Origin of the sequence: Anabaena catenula FACHB-362, from assembly GCF_014698735.1 — a bacterium.
Taxonomy (GTDB): Bacteria; Cyanobacteriota; Cyanobacteriia; order Cyanobacteriales; family Nostocaceae; genus Anabaena; species Anabaena variabilis_A.
In genome coordinates this window covers 41,160-64,415 of record NZ_JACJTQ010000034.1, presented here as the reverse complement: position 1 = coordinate 64,415, position 23,256 = coordinate 41,160, and the positions used below count along the sequence as shown (strand labels likewise).

General features: G+C 37.5%; 12 protein-coding genes. 4 read left to right on the top strand and 8 right to left on the bottom strand.

The window, feature by feature from the left end; translation table 11 throughout:
- Nucleotides 1-41 precede the first annotated feature (41 nt).
- On the bottom strand, nt 42-2,060 hold the full coding sequence (locus tag H6G68_RS19495) for a sensor histidine kinase (RefSeq protein WP_190908120.1): 2,019 nt from the start codon (nt 2,058-2,060) through the stop codon (nt 42-44).
- A 522-nt stretch (nt 2,061-2,582) separates the two neighbouring features.
- The gene (locus H6G68_RS19490) at nt 2,583-3,380 is read right to left on the bottom strand and encodes a phosphate ABC transporter ATP-binding protein (protein WP_190908119.1); all 798 of its coding nucleotides are present in this window, start codon (nt 3,378-3,380) and stop codon (nt 2,583-2,585) included.
- 499 nt (nt 3,381-3,879) lie between these two features.
- On the opposite strand from H6G68_RS19490, the gene H6G68_RS19485 reads away from it, so the two are divergent.
- The 3 genes from H6G68_RS19485 (at nt 3,880) to H6G68_RS19475 (ending at nt 8,052) form a co-directional block, all read left to right on the top strand.
- Nucleotides 3,880-5,103: a tetratricopeptide repeat protein gene (locus H6G68_RS19485; protein WP_190908118.1), complete on the top strand. Its 1,224-nt coding sequence runs from the start codon at nt 3,880-3,882 to the stop codon at nt 5,101-5,103.
- A gap of 411 nt (nt 5,104-5,514) precedes the next feature.
- On the top strand, nt 5,515-6,348 hold the full coding sequence (locus H6G68_RS19480; RefSeq protein ID WP_190908128.1) for an SDR family NAD(P)-dependent oxidoreductase: 834 nt from the start codon (nt 5,515-5,517) through the stop codon (nt 6,346-6,348).
- Between the two features lie 162 nt (nt 6,349-6,510).
- Nucleotides 6,511-8,052, top strand: coding sequence for a GMC oxidoreductase (locus H6G68_RS19475; protein WP_190908117.1), 1,542 nt, complete (start codon nt 6,511-6,513; stop codon nt 8,050-8,052).
- Nucleotides 8,053-9,014: 962 nt separating this feature from the next.
- Here the strand turns inward: H6G68_RS19475 and H6G68_RS19470 are convergent.
- The 6 genes from H6G68_RS19470 to H6G68_RS19445 all read right to left on the bottom strand — a co-directional run bounded on the left by H6G68_RS19470 (nt 9,015) and on the right by H6G68_RS19445 (nt 15,942).
- Nucleotides 9,015-10,283: a glycosyltransferase gene (locus H6G68_RS19470; protein ID WP_190908116.1), complete on the bottom strand. Its 1,269-nt coding sequence runs from the start codon at nt 10,281-10,283 to the stop codon at nt 9,015-9,017.
- A gap of 69 nt (nt 10,284-10,352) precedes the next feature.
- A complete protein-coding gene (locus H6G68_RS19465; RefSeq protein ID WP_190908115.1) occupies nt 10,353-11,612 on the bottom strand; it encodes a glycosyltransferase family 2 protein in 1,260 nt (419 codons plus the stop codon).
- A 101-nt stretch (nt 11,613-11,713) separates the two neighbouring features.
- On the bottom strand, nt 11,714-12,181 hold the full coding sequence (locus H6G68_RS19460) for a DUF2141 domain-containing protein (protein WP_190908114.1): 468 nt from the start codon (nt 12,179-12,181) through the stop codon (nt 11,714-11,716).
- A gap of 252 nt (nt 12,182-12,433) precedes the next feature.
- On the bottom strand, nt 12,434-13,438 hold the full coding sequence (locus tag H6G68_RS19455) for an NAD-dependent epimerase/dehydratase family protein (RefSeq protein ID WP_190908113.1): 1,005 nt from the start codon (nt 13,436-13,438) through the stop codon (nt 12,434-12,436).
- A 58-nt stretch (nt 13,439-13,496) separates the two neighbouring features.
- Nucleotides 13,497-14,675 (bottom strand): ABC transporter permease DevC, encoded by a 1,179-nt coding sequence (gene devC / locus H6G68_RS19450; RefSeq protein WP_190908112.1) that lies wholly within the window; start codon nt 14,673-14,675, stop codon nt 13,497-13,499.
- Nucleotides 14,676-14,733: 58 nt separating this feature from the next.
- Complete coding sequence (locus H6G68_RS19445; protein WP_190908111.1) at nt 14,734-15,942, bottom strand: ABC exporter membrane fusion protein; 1,209 nt, start codon at nt 15,940-15,942, stop codon at nt 14,734-14,736.
- A 1,853-nt stretch (nt 15,943-17,795) separates the two neighbouring features.
- Here H6G68_RS19445 and H6G68_RS19440 point away from each other — a divergent pair.
- A complete protein-coding gene (locus H6G68_RS19440; RefSeq protein WP_199332660.1) occupies nt 17,796-23,207 on the top strand; it encodes a type I polyketide synthase in 5,412 nt (1,803 codons plus the stop codon).
- The last annotated feature ends 49 nt before the right edge of the window (nt 23,208-23,256 follow it).

Genomic DNA, 23,256 nt, shown 5'->3' with positions numbered 1-23,256 from the left:
ACCATTAATGAATCTATTACGAATTAGGAATTACGAATTATTTAATATGCGTTATTGGCGACGGCAAACTGAGGTAAAGTCAAGGTAAAACAAATTTCGCTCAAGTCAGAATTGGCAATTGGAGTACTCTCAATAGCGATCGCACCATTTAAATGCAGTACTAGAGACTTGACTAAAGCTAATCCCAAGCCAGTACCTGGAGTCCAGCGTCCTTTACCACGACGGAATTTATCAAAGATATAAGCTGCTTCTTCTTGGGAGATGCCACGTCCTGTATTAGTCACTTTAATAATAACTTGATCAATTTGTTGTTCAACTCTATGAGTAGCTTGTAAGTGGACAACAGTATCACGCTCCGAGTATTTACCGACATTGGTTAACAGTTCTTGCAAAATGCGATCAAAACTCTCGATTTCGGTTTGGAGTTTTAATGGCTCTTTGGGTAAATCTACGGAAACAACTAATCCCTTATCTGTGAGTAGCTTTTCAGCAGAGGCGACAATGTGATCAATTGTGGTGTTTAGGTCTATAGTTTCAAATTGTGGTGCTTCTTGATGAGATTCTAGTTTCTGGAGTGTGAGCAGATCATTAATTAAATTAATTTCTTTAGTACATTCTGACTCTAGAATATCTAGGTATCGAGTTTGACGTTCTGGGGAAATTCCCGGTAAACGTAAGTTACGGATTGACATCCGCATATTGGTGAGGGGATAACGCAAGCGATCGCTAATGTTGCTGACAAATTCATCCTTGAGTTCGTTGAGTTCTTGTAGTTGCTCAACATACTGCTTTGTTCTTTCGTACAATTTGGCCTGTACTTCTAAACTGCGCTTGAGTTGTTCTGTGCGCTCATCTACCAAATTTTGGACTTGCCGGAGTGTCTGTGACTGAATTATGGCATTACTCAATTGAGCGCACACCATTTCCACAAGATTTAATTCGGCGGGTTGCCAACTGCGAGCTACAGCTTGCTGTAACACTACAAATCCTAACACTTTGCCTTGACTTTCCAATGGCATTAACAGTGTGGCAGGAAACTCCTCAATAGCAAATAAGGGATTGGGTTTCCAATTATCTTTTTGCTCTGTCGAGTTATCAATCATGATTGGTTTCCCCGACTCTGTAAATACACGCTGGCATAAACCACAATCTGACAATAAAAAAGAATGTTCTAACTTATCTGTCTGGGTGTTCCCGGTGTGTTGATTCTTATTCCATTCCCCAACTACTACAGCTTTGGCAGTGGGTATTTGTTTTTTTGAACGATTTCTAAACAGTGGATCTGTATATTTCAATAAAATGAGTAATCCTCGATCTGCTTCTAACGATTCAGCCGTTGAGGAAATAACTAACTGGAGCATCTGATTCAACTCCAAGTTACTAAGACTTAGTATAGTTAATTGCTTTATTAGACTTTGATGTTGGCTGCTCTTATGCAGATACTGCTGTTGAGTAGTGATGATATCTGTTTGTGCTATTTGAGCAAATGCGATCGCACAAGATGACTCTACTGCTTTGAGTAATTCTTTATCTGATTCGTCCCAATCATAGGGTTGAAATTTGATCAGGCTAATTACACCATTATTCTGGCCACCAAATCGCGTGGGAATTGCTAAAACCGATTTAATCGGTATTTGCAAAGACTGACAGCCAATTACCAGAGTTTTTTGAATTGTGGAAATATCATCCATAGTCAATGGTTCGGCCGCACATTGCACCACCGGTGAACTCATCAGCAACTGTTCCATGGGTAATATCTCGTCGGGGTGTGGTAATCCCTGATATTTTTCACTACACCAATTAGCTGTTACTGCTTCACTAGAGCTATCACTTGTCACTTTCACTAAGCAACAGCAATCTACTTTAAATGCGACTCCTAGTAAATGAGCGATTTCTTGCAGCATGGAGGCTGCTGACGTACTATGGGAGATTATATAGTTGATGCTTTGTGCCAACGCATGGGCAGTTTTTTCCTGTTGCTGCATTAGCTTGACTTGGTATGCTTGTAGTGGTTCTACGTTATTTATGTATTGAGGCGGTGATAATAAATGCTTTTTCATTACTGTTACGCCTGTGGATAATGATCCATTTTTTTCCTTGGCATCCGACTTTTTGGCATCTGTTTAACCTTTAGTTTTATTGCAGAAAGCGGATGAGTCAAGATTATTTTATGAAAACTTTCACTAGTTATTACCTCTGTATATTCTAATTCACTTTATATACCTGCTTACTGAATTAATTTCCAGTACCCATCGTATAATTATATTCTCTATCCAAACACCTTTTTTCAAATATTTTCGATAGTAGTTTGATCTAGAGTTAATTTACTGTCTCCACACCACGATATCCTGTCTGTTACTTTTCATAAACCGTAATTTCTCTAGAATTAAATAAAAACTATTGTGAAGATAAACCGCGTTAATACTGAGTATAAAACCAGCGAATAAATCTATAAGTATTTAATCAATTTGAGTGATGTCAAGAGGAAACTTTGGAATAAGATGACCGAAACTGACAGTTACCGCCACACAACAGCTAAAAACCTGGTGGTGCAATACTTTTGAAAAAAATATAGTTCCTTCCTAAAAGCTATTTACGCTACTGTGCATACGCCCAGACGCAGAGTCACGAAGACGGTAATCAATGGTGTGGGGTAAAAGTTTCTTCGTGGGGGCGCATTCTAGCACTTGTCCAAATCCATTTTCGTTGTAGTGAAATAAAGCTGTAAAATCTGATAGGCGAGAAACTTGCTGAATATTGTGAGAGATAAAGACAATTGTCAATTCAGAACGCAAACACTCGATTAATTCTTCAATTTGCGTGGTAGAAATGGGATCAAGTCCAGCACAAAGTTCATCCATCAGCAGAACTTGGGGTTTAACTGCTAAAGCACGAGCAATACACAACCGCTGTTGTTGTCCATACGATAATTCTAAAGCAGATTTAGAGAGTTTATTTTTTACTTCTTCCCATAAATCAGCAGATTTCAATGCTAATTCAACAATATCATCTAATTCTGCTTTTGGATGCCAGCCGATCAATTTTACCCCATAGGCAACATTATCGTAAATGCTCATGGGAAAAAGATTTGGTCTGGCATAAATTGTACTTATTTGACGACGTAGCCGAGTTAAGTTGACACGACGGCCATAGATATTTTGACCAAAAAATTCTACTTTTCCTTCAACACGCACTTCTCCTTCTAATTCACTCATGCGATTTAGAGATTTCAAAAAAGTAGATTTGCCACAACCGCTGGGACCGATAATTGCGGTAATTTTATTTTGTGGAATATCAATCGACACGTCTTCAATGATTTTTTTGGTGTCGTAATAAAAACTGAAATTTTTAACTCTTATGGCAGGAATTATTTTACTCATGCTGACAAACCCTGTGAAACCAATATTAAGGGAGCGATGTAGTGAAAATTAATGCTGCTGTTTCACTATGCTGCTTGGTAGAGAAAGCAATGAATAAATTAAATTGATAAACAGCAAATACCTAGTTACTAGATGTTTACGAAATTATATTACCGTAATTTGGACTTTTACAAAATTTTTATTACTAATTATTACTATAGTACTTTTTCTGGAACTATGAAGAATATGGCAATTTTTACATTCGTGAGATATGGCAGGAATCAGGAGTCAGGAGTAAAACCCTTTTTTAGTGAGAGTTTCATTATCAATTGATGTCCTAACCACCCTGTCCACGGCTATACATAAAGAAAGAATTAACCGCAGATAGAAGAGGATGGACGCAGATAAATTTCTACCTCGGCAGACTAGAAAACGCTATAACAGACAGGTATGCGTCAAACAAATGGGTAATGCCCTATTCTCCAAATAATTTTAAGTAAGAAGGACAGGTGAATTGGTTATGCTACAGCGTTTAAGTTTTATAGTTACTACTGTTATGTTCTGGCATCTGTGTAGTCCATTGGCAGTGGCAGAGAGTAAAAAGCTAGAACAACTAGATAAATTTCCTCCTAGTCCATTAGAGATTACCACACCTGATCCTCTGATTCGAGGTGCGCTGGATAAACAACCTTTAACTCTGGCAGAAATGGAAAAGTTGAAGATTTCCTTAGATGAGTTAAATCAAGAAGCTGTGGTGACGCTGCAAGGAGGGGATAAGGTAAAGGCGTTTGAAATTTGGAACAGGGAACTACGTCTGCGACGCTTCTTAGGTTCATTAGCTGAGGTGGAAGCATTGTCACGAGTCGGTGCGATCGCTTGGAATGAGAATGAGGGAGATCAAGTAAAATATATTACTCAGCGGTTACAAGTAATTGAAAAGCAAATGCTCACCCAGAAAAGCACTGATTTAGAATTATGGCGATCTCTAGGTGATGCATATCAAAAAATTCGCGTTCCTAAGTTGGCTGTAGGAGTTTATCAGCAAGTTTTAGTATTAGTGCGTCAGCAAAATGATACCACGGCGGAACTAGAAACCTTAAATACAATTGGGGAAATCCATTTGAGTTGGTTTGATTATTCATCAGCTGCAACCACATACCAAGAATTGTTGAAGTTGGCTGCTAACAAGGATAATAGGCTGAGTGAAGTAGCATATTTGCAACAACTAGCCTACATTTACGAAAAGGCTAAACAGCATCAACAAGGGATAGATGTCCTGAGTAAGTTAGTAGATATTTACACAAATGATAACAATCTTACTCAAGTTCCTGGTTTAAAGATAGCGATCGCTTCCAATTACGAATCTCTCGCACAGAAAAATCCTAATTTACGTCAAGAAGCTTTTAATAACTATCAAGAAGCTTATACAATTGCTTGGCAATTGCAGCAGTATGTTAGTGCTAGTGAAGCTTTGCAAAAACTAATCACGCTTTACCGCTCACAAAAACAAATAGATGAAGCTTTACAAGCCAGCCAGATTCTTCTGGAGACAGAAAAACTAGCTACTAACTTTTATGGATTGATGCAAGCTTATGACCAAATTGGACAATTGTATTCAGAACGCCAAGAGTATTTAAAAGCACTAACAGCTTTTCAAAAGGGATTGGAAATAGCACAACAACTTAAACATGAAGAAACATACTTTACTCAGAAAATTGATACCTTATCAAAAACTAACTTTTAATTAATAAAAACTCAAAAGTATTACAGCAGGTTTCAGGTAAATGTGGTACAAAATTTAAGAACAAAGCCATATAAAACAAAAGTTTTAACCCTGTTCCCCGTTTCCTGCTGTAGATACCTGACTTGTTAGATAAGTTGGGTATATTGTTCTAGATTCAAACAATTTACAAATAAATTTTTACCTCAGCAAAATAGAAAACGCTATATCCTAACTTGATATTTTTCCAAAAAAGTATCAAACTTACTAAAATCATCTTCATCAATAAGCTAAATTGAAAACTAATCTCGGAAATGAATCAATTACAACATTCAAGATGCAAGTGTTGTTGCAAATCAACATTTCTGTAATGAGATCAAATTAAAATTTTCAATCTGCAAGAAAGAACACCATATTTATTAATTACGATTGATGATGAAATCTATTTCAGGTAAAACAGTCCTTTTAACTGGGGCTACAGGAGGGATTGGATTATATATTGCTCGTGCTTTAGCCCAAGAGAAAGCAACTATATTAGCGGTATCTCGTTCACCCGAAAAGCTCAAACAAATATGTAATGAAGTAGATCAATTAGGTGGTAGATGCGTTAGCTTTTGTTTTGATATTAGCAAAGTTACAGAACTAGGTATTTTATTAGATCAGATTTATGAAATTACAGAAAAAATTGATATTATAATTAATAATGCTGCCATAGAAAAATATCGACCTTTCCAGAATTATACCTTAGAAGATATTCAGTCCATATTAACTACAAATTTGATTACAGGCATGGAATTAACTCGGTTAATATTGCCTAAAATGATAGCTCAAAATAGTGGACATATTGTAAATATTGCCTCCGGTTCTGGGAAAAAAGGAGCGCCATATAACAGCATTTATTCAGCTAGTAAAGCTGGTTTAATTATGTGGACTGATGCAGTTAGGCAGGAATTAGCTGATAGTAATATAGGGATATCAGTAGTCTGTCCAGGGTATACAAATACAGGAATGTTTCATGCTTTTGGACTATCTGCACCCCGTTTAGCACGTGTTTCTGAACCTACAGAAGTTGCAATTGCTGTAATAAAAGCCATTAAGCATAATCAACCAGAAGTCATGCTAGATGGAATTTTAACAAAACTTTTATTTTCCAATATACAACTTTTTCCTAAATTTGGTGATTTAATTTTTCGGTGGATTGGTGTAAATCAACTCAACCAAACCTGCGCTGAAAATCAAATACGTGACCTTTCAAAACCAAAACTTTAAGTTCTACCTTTCTGAAGATGAAGCTGCATAGAATAAAAGATCAAGAATAATTGACCGTTGATAAACACATATAAATCAATGGATTGGATGATTCTGTGCAGCCTCATATAAAATTAGTATTACTCATTTTCAAGTTTTAATTAATTACCACGGAGAAAAAAAATGACTCATTGTCATTACGACTTCATCATCATTGGTACAGGTGCTGGTGGTGGTACTTTAGCATATCAATTAGCCAGCAGTGGCAAGAAAATTTTAGTTTTAGAACGGGGTAATTTTGTTCCCAAAGAAAAAGCCAATTGGGATACTCATGAAGTCTCGCACAAAGAACGATATCGAACTGAAGAAGTGTGGTATAAAAAAGATGGTAAAACCATCAATCCATTAACTCATTATTATGTAGGTGGCAATACTAAATTTTATGGTGGTGCGCTGTTTAGATTTCGTGAACGTGATTTTGAAACAGTCATTCATCAAGATGGTATCTCTCCCGAATGGCCATTAAAATATCAGGATTTTTCACCCTATTATGACCAAGCAGAAAAACTCTATGAAGTACATGGTCAAAGAGGTCTTGATCCTACAGAACCACATACTAATTCAAATTATCCTTTTCCCCCAGTCAGTCATGAACCTTATATTCAAGAAATCAATTATGCTTTAAAAGATCAAGGTTTACATCCCTTTTATTTACCACTTGCTATTAAACTAAATAAGGTTAATCGTCATTTAAATAATTGTATTCGTTGTAATACTTGTGATGGCTTTCCATGTTTAGTTGATGCTAAAGCTGATGCAGATGTTAACTGTATACGTCCAGCAATAGCATATAAAAATCTCACATTAATAACTGAAGCAAAAGTAGTCCGTTTACATACTAGTGCATCTGGTCGAGAAGTAACTGGTGTAGAAGCAGAAATAGCAGGACAATTTCAGATGTTTTCTGGAGATATTGTCATTGTTGCTTGTGGTGCAATTAATTCCGCAGCATTGTTGCTTAAATCTGCCAATGATCAACACCCCAAGGGATTAGCTAATAGTTCTGATTTGGTTGGTCGAAATTACATGACACATAACTTTGGGGTGATCATGAGTTTGAGTACTAAGTTAAATCCGACAATTTTTCCTAAAACTTTAGCAGTCAATGATTTTTATTGGGGAGAAAAAAAGTTTAGTTACCCAATGGGTAGCGTGCAATTACTTGGTAATGTCAATAAAGATAAAATAACTGCTTATGGCCCGCCTTTAATGCCGCAGTTTATTGCGGAATCTGTAGCTAGTCATTCTATCTCTTGGTTGATAATAACAGAAGATTTACCCGATTACGATAATAGAGTCAGTGTTAATAATAACAAAATTTTTATTAACTATACCAAAAATAACCAGATAGCGTTTAATTATTTACTTAACCGCTGGACTGAAGTATTAAAATCAATTACACAATTTCAAATAACCAAACAATTATCTTTGCATATTCCTCAAAACATGGGGATGAGAGAAGTTGCACATCAATGTGGGACTTGTCGTTTTGGAGTAGATCCAAAAACTTCGGTATTAGATATTAATTGCCGTACTCATGATATCGATAATCTTTACATCGTTGATGGTAGCTTTTTCCCTTCTAGTAATGCTTTAAACCCATCACTAACTATTATGGCAAATGCCCTGCGAGTGGGAGATCATTTACTAGCTAGAATCAAGTGAAAATTTATTACTCAATGTTGAGTACAAATAAACAGGACTTACGCAAAACAGAACAAAAGTAGCGGTAATTCATGAATTACTGCTACACAATAATAAGGTTTTTAGTTAAATCTTGCGTAAGTACAAATAAATAAAGTCCGCAGGTGCGGACTATGGAAATTGGATAAGGTTAAGTTGTCACCAAGAGAGCCTACAAGATGTTAGACTTATTTGTATTTTTGCTGACAAAACATAAAAAATCAAGTCTATCAACGGAAACTTTAAGACATAATTTCAGGAGTTATGTCTAGTTAAATGTAATTTAAAATTCTGGAGTATTTTGATTTATTATTGTAGATACTTGATAAAAGTAACGTAATTTGCTATTTAGGAAAAGAAGTAAGATAGCACAGGGAATAGAAACTAGGGGATAATTTTTACCAATTACCCATTATTTAAGAATAATATTCTTAATTTAATCAGTCTAAAAAGCAGACATAAGGAAAGGAATTTTGTCTAGTATTTCCTTAATCTCCATATTTTAAGATGAAGAAAGACCCCATAAGTGATTACTTATGAGGTCTATAGATTTTTAGGCACAGTTGAGGACAATACCAATAGCGCTATCAATTTGAGTGGGTCATTTCTCGACTGAGAACACTATGGCAAAGTTTATAGGTATCTCGAACTTAGCTCCTAAAAGTCCACAGGTCAATTACTGCAATACTCTACCAGAAATAATCGAGAATATGTAGCCAAAGTGGCTATTGTTTCTAGATTCATCAGTAAGCTGATCATTATTTAAACTTCAGCAGAGCCTCTTGAAAACATTACGAATTACGCAACTTAAAGGCACATTATCTTAATTAAGATGACTTACGTATTAAGTACACAATTAGGGGCAATAACCTTCGGGAAGCAAGCTAAATGAATTGCCCCTACAGTAAATCAAGGCTTTCGCGTCATTTGTGCAACAGTTCTAATTAAGAATGATTAGACAATTCTAACTTTTCGGGTATTTCAACTAACTCGTACAGCTTATCTTCAAACTTTTGGGTACATACCGACCAATCAAATTCTAATATGGAGGGTCGAGCTTGCTGAGATAATTGTGCTTTGAGGTCAGGATTTTCCAGAATTGCAATTATCTTTTCGGCAAAATCTTTGGGGTTGTTGGGTTGAGCCAGAAAGCCGTTGTAACCGGGTATTACCTGTTCAGCCGTTGAGGGAGCAATAGCGGCAACGACAGGAGTTCCAGAAGCTAAGGCTTCGTTATTTGTAGTGCAGAAGTTTTCGGTGACTGAAGGGTTAATAAAAACATCTGCTCTAGCGAACCATCCCAAAAGTTGTGTGCCGTGAGACTCACCCCAAATAGTAACACCAGATTGGTAATTTTGAGCGCGACGACGAATTTCTGCATCTAAAGGACCGCTACCCACAATAACCAAATGAACATCAGGAATTTTAGCAGCAATTAACGGATATGCATCTAAAAGTTGAGTGACATTTTTTTCTGCGGTAATGCGTCCCACAAAGAGAATTGTCGGTCGTTTATCTGTGGGAATCGGATCATAAGTGATGTTCCGAGGGTGGAACTTTTCACAATTAATTCCTTGATAGGGAAGGTATTCACCTGTTTGGCATTTTAGCTTTTGATATTTAGCTAGTTGTTCTCTCGAAGAAAATAAATTGAGATTATAAGACTCACTAAATTGCTTCACTAAAAGTGGCACAATGGGACTGACTAAGTTGAAGAATAAATCTCCTAAGTAATATCTAATATAGGCAACAATATCCGTATGAAAGATTGAGATAATCGGGGTTTTAGTTTTTTTGGCGTATTTAACTCCCACAGGGCGACCATAACCTTGTAGGAAAAATGAGTACAAACCTCTCATCTGCGCTGCTTCTTCAACTACGATGATATCAGGTTGGAATTTTTCTAGTAATTGAGTATCATTCCAATGGCGATAATGCAATGGTTGCGGTAGAGATTTGTAGAAAATAAGTGGTTTTGTGGGGAAAGCAAATGATGAAAAGTTGGGGAAAGATTGTAGTTCATCTAATCCCGGCATGGGGCGATTACCAACGGCTTTAGGATATAGATTATTAATTTCTGGGTGAATAAGAAAAACTTCATGTCCTTGCTCAAGCAACCAACGAACTCGCTGATGTACTGCAACTGAAACTCCTGTTAAAAATGGAGCAAATAATCCTGTAAATAATGCTATACGAAGAGGTTGCTTTTTCATAATCAAAGGAAATAGTTCATAAAAATGTTGGCTTTTGTATTTTTTAGTCAACCAAATACCAGCATGAGATTACAGAGAATGTTTGCCATCAATTGGTTGATCTAACCATTCATAAGGATGATATTCAACTAAGCGAATATTCCATGGCCCCTGAATTTTATAAGTAAGTCCGCGCCATGTAACTGTTGACATCCACAGAGAAGATAGCATTGCTAATCCATAAATCCACTGTGTTAGAGGAATAGCAATTAACATTTTTATGATTGTAGTCAGTGACACTTTAGCAATTGCTTGACCTTGAGAGCGAATTACTTCTTGTACTCCTAATTCCATCACCAGCATCAATAAGAGTAATCCAATTGTGTAGATGCTATAGGATTTTAATAAGAAGACTGCTCCTTCCCATTCACTTGCTAACAACAATCCTAGAGCTAATATGATGGCTACAGTCGGGAATAGAATACTAGAAACAGCATCACTTACTAAAGCCAACCAATTTGGGTGATAAAGTCGGGAGCAAAGTATTAAGCGTTTGAGAGATGCAAATAAAGTAACTAAATCGCATTCTTCTCGATTAACCATTAATAAAGAAGGGACGAATTTTATTTTTAATCCGTGTTTTTTGATGACTTTATGTAGCAGCATATCATCACCAAAAGCTTCTCCCCACTTCTCAAGTAATTCTGTTTGGTGTAGCACTTCTGTTTTAATTGCTAAACTCCCACCCCAAGGAACTTGAAACAGGAACATTTGGACGACAGTCGAGACATTGCCGGCATAGCGTACCAAAGACCCCCAATACTTACCTGTGGGTACATACCAACGGTTTCCTGTTGTTAATCCCACTTTGTCATTAGTGAGAGGACTAACTAATTCTCGTAACCAATTAGGATGAACAATTGTATCTGCATCTACTAGAGCAAGTACTTTGTAAGAATCATCTAAATCTGAAACAGCTTGCACTAGAGAACTGCATTTGAGACTACAATTATGGCGGACGGTTCTTAAAGTGCTAATTTGGACATTAGTTGCACCGATTTCTGCGATCGCTTCTTTGGCAATTTTAAAAGCTGGATCTTCTGGACTGTCAATGATCAGCTTTAAATCGTACTGTGGGTAATTTTGTTTTAAGAGCGATCGCACACAGTTAGGTAAAAACGGATCAGCACCTCGTAAACAAAGAATTACTGCCGTTTTTGGTAATTGGTCATCTAATAATACAGGTTGTTTGTATGAGCGCAAATACCATAAAAATAGCAGCGTTAAACATACCTGAATAACCAGCCAACTTATCAAAGACTGAGACAGAAATGTCATTACATCTTGCATGAAATCTATAGTCTCCGGCAGAATTAGGGTAGATGGGGAGATGAAGAGATAGGGAGATGGGGAGAATTACCTGTTTCCCATTCCCTTTTCTCGGTCACTGATTAGGGATCGAGAGAATATTTAAGTGAGATATTAATAGTGGTATTTTTGGTCATTTTAAAACTTGAATTGCGGAACTTTGGTGTACCAGTTTGAACAGAAACAGTTGGATTTTTAGAAATTCCAAAACCTTCCTTAGGTATCCCAAAAAAATCCTTATTTAGTTTGCGATCACCATTTTGATCATCAACAACTGCAACAGCATAAGTTCCAGGTTTTAAACCAGAAAATACTTTCTTTACAGAAGTACCAGTAATCTTAGTGCAGCCATTTTGAACTTCACTAGAATTACTCATCGGAAATCCTTTCTCAGAATCATAAACTCTGAAGCAGATTTCACCTGTTTTGTGACGTATCCCATTGACTATTACAGTCAGTGTGGTGTTTGGTTCTGCATGAACTGTTTTAGCGCAACTTAAGCTTAATAAGGTTGCCAGAAACAGATAATGAAGTTGAGAAATTTTCAACATATTAATTGATGCCAGAGTAATCGGATAAAATTGTAGCTTTGGCTGTTGCCAACTTATTTAACAACAGCATTTTTGCAGCTATCAACAAAGCTTTGCAAAAAATAAGTATTCAGGGATTTCATCAAACTGCCCGACCATGCCCAATCTTAATAATAAAATCCCATCTCCATTACCGTGACCACCCATAGGAGGAATTTTTTGCAAAGCTGGCTGATTGATAGTTGCACATACAAAATTCCCCAATAAATTAGCCTATTTCATCAATTTTTGGAGATCAGTTTTTTGCAACCACTGATGAGTACGCTTCATTCCTTCTTCGAGGTCAACTTTGGGTTTATAATTTAAGATGTTTGTAGCTTTAGCAATAGAATAAGCATAAGGACGACTCATAAAATCGACAGATTCAGGGAGAATATCCGCCTTTTTACGAAATAGCTTTTGTCCCTGATGACGGACGCGGAGAAATAATTTCATTTCTTCTTTAGGAAGAGACATAGGTGCTGGTAAACCTTCCATAGCAGCTAGGTGAATAAAATATTCTTTCCAGGAAGTTTCTTCACCATCTGTGACATTAAAAATTTCGCCGTAGGTTTCTTTTTCTATAGCTAAAAAGACGGCATCAATTAAGTTATCAACATACAAATGATTCATCACACCTTGACCATCATTTGCATAGGCAAATAATTTTTGTCGCATCATCATCACTGGCCGTACTATCCAAGGCATACTACCTGGGCCATAAACATCTCCAGCACGGATAATAATGACACCGAATTCTGATGGAGAATTAAGTTGTAAAAGTTCTGCTTCAGCTTCAATTTTTGTCTGACAGTAGGGATTATTTTCACTAGAAAGTGTCCCTATTTCTGTGACATTGTTTGCATAATTGAAACCATAAACTAGCACAGTGGAAAGATGTACAAAGGTTTTCACACCTGCTTGCTTTGCGGCTTTGGCTATATTCAAAGTACCACTAACATTTATTTCCCGAAAATGTTTGAGTTCTCCAGCTTCTTCAGCAAGTTGATTGGTATGTAAAACAATGTCTACTCCTTGACAAGCTTTTTGAGCTATTTTTGCATCGGTGATGCTACCAACAATAATCTCAACTCCCAAATTTTGGAGGTTCTTATCCTGCTCCGAAGAACTTTGTAATCCTCTTACTTTCATCCCTTGAGCTAAAGCTAACTCTGCTGCACGTAAGCCGATAAATTCGTCAATTCCGGTGATGAGAATAGTTTTGTTGTTGAGGTTCATAGTGAATTATTGAAAGGTGAATATGTTGACTGAAATTGCGGAATTTAATCTAGATTAACTAGAAAATATCAGCAGGATCTGCGGAGCGAAGTTTATTAATAGCCAACGCTCCCGAAGTGATGCAAATCAAAACTATAGATGTTAAGACAATTAATGCATTGTTAAGGGTCATGACGATGGGTAAATTAGTGGATTTCATAGCAAAATCATATAAAGCTAAGGAAACGATAAACCCTGGTATATAAGCTAAGATAGCCAAAATTAACGCTTGTTGAAAAACCACATTCAGTAAATAACCATTTGCATAACCAATAGCTTTTAAAGTTGCATAGGCAATAAATTGAGTGGCAATATTGCTGTAAAGAATTTGATAAACAATAACTACACCAACAACAGAAGCCATTGTGAGCATCAAGTTAAGTATGAAACCAATAGGAGTTCTTACAGCCCAATATTTTTTTTCAAAGTCAATAAAGCCTTGACGAGTAAAAATCTGAACATCATTAGGTAAACTTGCTTGTAAATTTTTCAAAACCTGATTTGTCTTTACACCAGGTTTAAGTTTGATAATACCCACATCTATCTTTTCTACAGGACGAGAATTAGGATTTATTCTTAAGAAAGTTGAGTCACTAACAATTAAATTTCCATCTACACCAAAGGAAGGACCTAAACTAAATAAACCCCCTACTCTTACCCGATAACCTTTTACGGCATCAAAAGGAAATATTTCAACCGTTTGATCAGTATCTCCCCGCGCAAATTTTTCGGCTATAGGACCGAATTCTGGTCGGGAATCTCTGTCAAAAAACATGATGTCAGGAATTTTGAGTTTATCTAAATTCTGCTCCAGTTCGGGAATATTTATGACGGGTTTTCCTGGATCAAAGCCAATTACATATATTGAATATTTTTCACCAGTAGCAGGATTTTTTAATTTAGCAAATTGCAAATACATGGGACTAACCGACTCGACACCATCAAAGCCTAATGTTTGGTATAAACGAGTTCGAGAAAAGCTTTGATTAGAAGTCAAGGATTTATATTGAGAACTGACTAAAAATAAATCCCCCTTGAGATTTTGATGAACTGCGGTAGCACTAGAATAAAGTGCATCTTGGAAACCAAGTTGAATAAACATCAGCAGCACAATAAATGCAATTCCAGCTACAGCTACCACAAAACGCACTTTTTGCTGGGCAAGCTGTAGCCATGCTAAAGGAATTTTGATATTCATATATTTTGTTATTTGTTATTTGTCAGTTGTCAGTTGATCGACAATCAATGACTAGTGACTAAATGTGAATAGAAACATCAACCTGCAAATGGGTTAATCGAGCTACTTTTTGATTATCAGCAGAATTATCAATGGCTATTTTTACCTCAATTATGCGTCGATCAGTATCTGAATTGGGGTTAATACTAAAAATGCTTTGTTTCTCAACTTGCCAACCAATTTCTTTCACAGTTCCCTGTAATTGCTCAGGAAATGCAGCACTGGTGATAGTAGCTTTTTGACCAACACGTACTTTTTGAATATCGGTTTGATAAACTTCAGCAACTACATTCATTTCTGATGTTTTACCAAGTTCAGCGAAGCCAGAATTAGCAATTACTTCACCATTTTTGGCATGAATTTTCAAAATTCTGGCATCTATGGGAGATTTGATATAAGTTAAATCATGATCGGCTTTGGCTTGTTGAATAGCAGTTTCAGCACTTTTGACTTCACTTTCTGCTAACTGAACATCTACGTTACGTACTTCGCTAATGCTGTTGAGTTTTGCTGTTGCTTCTTTTATTTGATCTTTTAAGGTATTTTGAGTACGTGCAAGCGAGGCTTTAGCTTCTGTTAATTGTTCTTGAGTAGTTTTAAGTTGCAAAGCTTTAGTATCAGTTATGGAAGCAGAAATTGCCCCATCTTTGTATAATTGCTGATAGCGATCGCTCTCTTTTTGAGCATTATCTACTTCGGCTTGGATACGGTTAATTGTTGCAATTTGAGATGCGATATCACCTGTTAATTGGGAATTCAAACGAGTAATTGTTGCTTTTTGAGCGTTGATATCTCCAGGTTTAGCCCCAGCTTTTACTTGTGCTAATTTAGATTTAGCAACTAATAATTTATCAAAGGCTTGCTTAATAGCTGCTTTAGAACGAGTATAATCTTCTAAATAAGCCAATACTTGCCCCGTTTTTACCTCGTCTCCTTCAGTTACCAACAGCTTTTCTACACGCACACCATTGATGGAATTAGGAGCAGATAAATAAGTAATTTTGCCTTGTGGTTGCAAGCGTCCCAAAGCAGTTACAGAAACTTTTATAGGAGTTGGGTTGAGGGGATTCACTGGAGAAGATTGAACCTGATTCTCAGGGTTTAGCTTCAACTGAGAAAAACTGTAGAAAGATATAAACCCAGTAGCTAAAGTAATAGAAGCTGCCAAAATTATTTTCCACTTAATCGCAGCTTTTTTCAATAACTGGCGCTCTTTGTTTACTGCCATATTTTTATTCCAAGTATTTTCTGCTCAGGGATAATCGTAATAGTTATATCCGCAGATTATCTAAAATAACTTATCCCCCATATTTGTAGTTTTAGTCAGTGGATATAGCGTTTAATAGTCTGCTGAGGGACAAGCTGAAAGATAAAGTTATCTGCGTCCATCTGCGGTTAATTTTTTCTTGCTGTATCTCATGAATGTGGGCAACGCTATCAGCCTAATTAGTTTTTGATGAATTGCTATTAGGATTTGTAGCCGATATAGATAAAAAGATGAGCGACCAAATCAACAGTGATATTACTTCCAAGTATCCTCAGTTTTATGCTTAATGGGCATTTGGTAAAGTAGCGTAAAATACCATAGTGCCAAATAAAATTCTCATCTCAAGATGTAACGAAGCGGTGATTGTACTGAAGGGGAAAAACTTGATTAACTTATATTTAAGTCTGCCAAAATAATTCCTATTTGTCAACAAAATTAGTCAGGTACTTTTCTCTAGCAATAACAACAATAGTTGTGATGATCAACATAGATGAAACTAGATATTTTCTATTCATCATGATCTTATAAACTCATAAATTAGCTATTAAATCTGTATTTTTCTTATCAAATAGTCATTATCGGGTGGGAAATGTGCAGATTTCATCACAAGTCATGCTGATGATGTTTAGCTAACAACATCCTGTAAATTAATATTTGCTTTATAAATAACTATTTTGTTGGGTAAGCCAAGTTATCTTATAAATTCATCAAAAAAGGAGGTGGAATTATGATGCTTTTCTGAAAAAAACACCTTTATGTTCAAGGAATATATATGTGTATTTATTGATTTGTGACTTAGTAGACAACAGAGGTGTAAAGCTTGATCAATAAAGACAAACTTGCCGTTCAACCCGTAATTACTTAAACCAGTGATTAGTCAATTTCAGTTAAAGATTATACCTTTCTATTCATTTTATTTACAAAAGCAATATGAGTGACAAAGTATTTCTTTCTAAACTGACTTTAAATGAACTATTCAATTTCTCTAAGCTGTGCTAGTCTTTGTATTAATTCAAGGCGTAAAAGCTGCATAATAGTCAGGTAATTAATTGAAATAAAAAAGGAATAAATACTATAACCTAGCCTGGTTATTAGAGGATGTAAAAAGTTTAAGTATTTTTCACGACGTTGCATGAATTCAGATTAAAGGTGTTGCCCTTTCTGTAACAAGTTTGGCAGCTTTTATTGGTCGAATAGCATAAAATATATTAACCTAGATGGTGAAAATAGCTATGGTATTTATCAAAATACAGCACATAGGATTAATACTAATAGCCTTTCTGTAGCCAAGCTAGATTATCTCAATGGTGCGAGAGAAAAACACATTTTTATTTTCATCACTACTCCTCAGTTTTTCTGGTTCCAGAGGGATAAAATCGCCGAAATCTTTACTATTAATCTGGGATGCAATTCACCAATTTATTACCTAAAGCACACCTAGAATATTTTACCATTTGCCACAATATCAAGAATTGCTTGTGTAGGAGTTAGTAAATATTACGGTCAACTTGTGTTTCTAATATACCGTAATTTTCACTCATAACGTCTCTGAGAAAAGCACAAAAGGGAAGAGAAACTTGCATAGTATTTTTTTAGGACTACAGTGTTCCCAAATTGCCTTAAAGCACCAAAGATGCCAATTATTTAGATATGGAACTAAGGCAGTATTTACCGTGTGGTGTTGATTGAAAAAACCTTATTCCTTACGCAGATAGGATAGCTAACTGCTGGTAAGAAGAGATAGCTTTATTATTTGTAAGCAATAGAAATTACTGTTGCTAAACAATCCACAGTACTCAAAATTAGTCTATGCCATGATATCTGCTTCTTCAATTAATACTGCCTTGTCGGAGTTAGAAGCTCAGATTAACAGTTGTGAAAAGGATTTGATTAGGTTTATAGAGGAAAAACAAATGAAATCAGAAACATCAGTATCCACTAATAAAGTTAACAGACAACTGCAACAAAATCCGATTGCAATTGTGGGCATGGCATCTTTATTACCAAAAGCCAGAAACTTACGGGAATATTGGCGCAATATTGTTAATAAAACTGACTGTATTACTAATGTGCCTGACACACATTGGAGTGTCAAAGATTATTATGATCCTAACCCCAGAACCCCTGAAGATAAAACCTATTGTAAACGCGGTGGATTTATTCCTGAGGTAGATTTTAATCCGATGGAATTTGGTATTCCTCCCAGCATTTTAGAAGTTACTGATGTATCACAACTATTAAGTTTAGTAGTTGCGAAAGAAGCAATGGAAGATGCTGGTTATAGTGAATCTCGTGAATTTAACCGTGAAAATGTGGGGGTAATCTTAGGTGTAGCCCAAGCCAAGCAATTAGGAATACCACTATCTGCAAGGTTAGAATATCCGATTTGGGAAAAAGTCCTGAAAAGCAGTGGTTTATCTGACGATGATACTAAAGTAATCGTCGATAAAATCAAAAGCGCTTATATCAAATGGGATGAAAATGCTTTCCCTGGAATGTTAGCAAATGTGGTAGCGGGAAGAATTGCCAATCGGCTCAACTTTGGCGGTACAAACTGTGTAGTTGATGCAGCTTGTGCTAGTTCCTTTGGGGCTTTGAAAATGGCAATTAGTGAACTAATTGAATATCGTAGCGATATGATGCTGACTGGTGGTGTAGATACCGATAACAGCATCATGGCTTACATTTCTTTTAGCAAAACTCCTGCTGTTACTCCTAGCGAAAACGTCAAACCTTTCGATGCTAAATCTGACGGCATGATGTTAGGTGAAGGTATCGGGATGATTGTGTTAAAACGTCTCGAAGATGCAGAACGAGACGGTGATAAAATCTATGCAGTTATTAAAGGTATTGGCACTTCTAGCGACGGACGTTACAAGAGTATTTATGCTCCTCGCAAAGAAGGACAAGTTAAAGCCTTAGAACGTGCTTACGATGATGCTGGTTTTTCTCCTGCGACTGTGGGTTTGATGGAAGCACATGGTACAGGAACAATGGCTGGAGATCCTACAGAATTTGGGTCTTTACGAGATTTCTTGAATCAACATGACAACAAAAAACAGCATATTGCTTTAGGTAGTGTAAAATCGCAAATTGGACATACAAAAGCCGCAGCAGGTGCAGCAAGTTTAATTAAAACTGCGTTGGCTTTACATCACAAGATTTTGCCACCAACTATCAATATTACTGAGCCAAATCCTAAACTCGATATTCAAAATTCTTCGTTTTACTTGAATACTGAAACTAGACCTTGGATCAAGGCAGAAGGGGAAGCACCAAGACGGGCTGGAGTTAGTTCTTTTGGTTTTGGGGGAACTAATTATCACGTGGTTTTGGAAGAATACGAAGCGGAACAAAAACAAGCTTATCGTCTACATAATGCACCGAGTGAAGTGTTGTTATTTGGTTCTAATCCGGCAGAGTTGATTACTAAGTTAGAAGCAACTTTAAACAATTTGCAATCTAACGAGGGAGAAAGACATTATTCGCAATTAATCCAAGAATCACAATCTCTAACTATTCCCCAAACTGCGGCGAGAATTGGGTTTGTAGCTGAGAATCTGCAAGAAGCTTGTAAGTTACTGAAAGTTAGTATTGATTTACTAAAAAATAAGCCGTCAGCAGTTTCTTGGGAACATCCTCAAGGTATTTATTACCGTTCTTCAGGGATGGAATTGGGCGGAAAAGTTGTGGCTTTATTCTCTGGACAAGGTTCTCAATACCTAGAAATGGGTAGAGAAGCGGTGATGAATTTCCCGGCTTTGCGTCGTCTGTATGGACAGATGGATGGGTTGTTAATTAAGGATAATTTGCAGCCAATTTCGGAAGTTGTTTTCCCCAATCCCACTTTTGAAGAAGAGGAAAAAACTGCTCAAATTGCAGCTTTGCAAAGAACTGAATATGCTCAACCTGCAATTGGGGTTTTTAGTGCGGGGCTGTATTCTATCTTCCAACAAGCTGGGTTTAAGTCAGATTTTACCGCTGGACATAGTTTTGGTGAATTGACGGCTTTGTGGGCGGCGGGAGTGCTGACTGAAGAGGATTATTTGTTCTTGGTTAAGTCTAGAGGTCAAGCGATGGCTGCACCAAAAGACCCAGACCATGATGCGGGTAGTATGTTGGCGGTGAAGGAAGATATTACTAAGGTGGAAGCGGTGCTGAGGCATTTTCCCCAAGTTGCGATCGCTAACTTTAATTCTCCCACTCAAGTTGTCCTGGCTGGACCAACGGCGGAAATTAAGAAAATACAGCAAAAGTTCCAAGAATTAGGCTATGGGGCGGTGTTGTTACCAGTTTCCGCTGCATTCCACACACCTTTAATTGCATTTGCTCAAAAATCATTTGCGATCGCTACCAAGTCTGTCGATTTCCAAAATCCCAAAGTTCCCGTTTTCAGCAACGTTACTGGTAAACAATATCCCCAAGAACCATCAGGAATTCAAAGAGTTCTAGAAGGACATCTTTCGAGTTCAGTGATGTTTAAGCAAGAGATTGAAAACATCTACGCTGCTGGTGGTTATTGCTTCGTAGAATTTGGGCCAAAACGGATTCTCACCAACCTAGTCAAAGATATCTTAGGCGATCGCCCTCATCTTACCGTATCTCTTAATCCTAGTACTCAAAAGAATAGCGATCGCACTCTCAGAGAAGCCGCAATCCAACTGCGCGTAATTGGTATGGCTTTGGCTAATCTCGACCCCTACCAACTAACTCCAGTTATTCCCCCAACTTCTACTAAAAAGACCTTAAGCGTCAAGTTAAACGGTGTTAACTACGTTTCCGAAAAAACCAAAAACGCCTTCACCGAAGCCTTACAGGATGGTTTCACCGTAGGGGCGGGGTCTCCCCCTCTTACTCTCCCAGAGTCTCCTCGTCTTGAAACTCTCATAGAAAATTCAGTCCAACCAAACAACAACATTCCAGCACAAACAACCAACGGTCACAACGGTAACGGACACAAAAAAACGCCTGTAATTAGCACCCCACAACAGCCTCAGATGACTCCTGCACTTCGTTCAAATCAAGCAATCCCAGAATTATTACCTACAGCACGCCAAGCAGTTGCAGAGCGTCCAGGAGGGAAAATGGAAACACCAGATAAAAATATTAACTTCCAACAGGTTCTAGAAAGTTTAGAAAACCTCCTGAACCAGTTTCAACACAACCAAAGTGATAACTTACAAATTCACGGGACTTATCTAAGCCATCAAATGGAATACGCCAAAACGTTCTTCCAACTGATGCAACAACAGAACGACCTATTTATCAATAGTAAATCTTCAGAAACCGCCCAACTCAAACAAGTTGTTATGGAAAGTTTTGAGCGCAGCATGATGCAGTTTCACAACCAACAAAGTGAAACCCTTCGCATTCATGAACAATATCTGCGGGAACAAGTAGAATACACCAAAAACTTTTTCCAACTCATTCAACAAGAATATTCTCAACTAATTGCCGGTACAGAAACAACTCAACCCCTAATTCCTCCCCAACTAACAGAAACACACACCAACAGTTTACGGGAGTTAATGACAGAAGCAACTGTAACAGAAACAGTTGTTCCTCCTACCGCCAAAATTGTCGAAACCCAACCCGTAATAGAGCCAGTAGTTGAAAAAGCTGAACCTGTAATAGCAGCAATTCCCCTTCCTCAAATTGCAGAACCTACCCCAGTTGTAGAAACTCAACCTGAGCCAGTAGCACCTGTAGCTTTAATTCCCGAACCAGCAACCACCAACATTAATATTGATGACATAGGTCAAAACCTCCTAGCCATAACCAGCGAGAAAACAGGCTATCCCATCGAAATGTTAGAACTCGACATGGACATGGAAGCTGACCTAGGAATTGATTCCATCAAACGGGTAGAAATTCTGGGAGGATTGCAAGAACTATACCCCAACTTACCCAAACCAAACTTAGAAGAACTAGCAGAAAAACGCACCATTGGTCAAGTTGTCGAGTATCTACAAAAACAGGTTACAAGTGACAGGTTACAAGTAACAGAAGAAGTCATACAGGTGACAGGTGACAGGTTACAGGTGACAGAAGAAAAACAGGTGACAGGTTACAGGTTACAGGTGACAGAGAAGAAAGTAGAGGAAGCAAGGGAAGAATTACCTATTACCACTTCCCAGTCCCCAGAAGAAAGCGACGAATACGCTGATTTAGGACAAACCCTGTTAAACATCACCAGTGAAAAAACAGGCTACCCAGTCGAGATGCTGGAACTAGACATGGACATGGAGGCCGACTTAGGGATTGACTCCATCAAACGGGTAGAAATATTGGGCGCAATGCAAGAAACATACCCCAACTTACCCAAACCAAATATAGAAGAATTAGGCGACCTGCGAACAATTGGGCAAATAGTAGACTACCTCCAAAAGCTGGTGGGAGGTGAAAAAAAAAAGCCTGATTTTGACCCGGTAGGGGCGGGGTCTCCCCCTCTTAGCCTCCCACAAGTAGTGGATTTAACCCCACCGCCAATAGTAGACCCAAATCTTCCCCGTCGTCCCGCCAAACTAAAAAGCCTACCACGACCTGATTTTTGGGAATGCAAATTACCAGAGGGACACATTAGTTTAATTACTGATGATGGTTCCCTCACCACCACCAAACTAGCTCACGCACTAGTTGAACAAGGTTGGAAAGTAGTAGTTCTGAGTTTCCCCCAAACATTAGTTTCTCAACAATTGCCATTACCCCTAGGTGTTAGCCGCGTCATCATGGCAAATATGAGCGAACAACATTTGCAACTACTATTACAAAGCATAACTACTCAACATGGAAAAATTGGGGCATTCATTCATCTTCATCCTCAATTCAACACAGAAAACACAGGTAAAATTTCCTATCTAGAAACAGAAAAAGCAATAGTTAAACAAGTGTTCTTGATGGCCAAACATCTCAAACCAACCTTGAACACAGCCGCTGATTTAGAAGGAAGAGTAAGCTTCTGTACAGTAGCCCATCTTGACGGAGCATTTGGGTTAGAACACAAAGAAAACTTTGGAGTTATCGGTGCCGGCTTATTTGGATTAACCAAAAGTTTGAGATGGGAATGGCCAAAAGTATTCTTGAGAGCAATTGACTTAAGCCCTTCCTTAGATCCTCACCAATCAGCAGAATATATTGTTGCCGAATTGCATGATTCCAACAGATATATAGGTGAAGTTGGCTATAGTTCTCAAGGACGAGTCACCCTCGTAGCTAAACCCGAATAACCAGTAGGGTGGGCAATGCCCACCTCACAAAAACTCCCCTCTTCCTCTT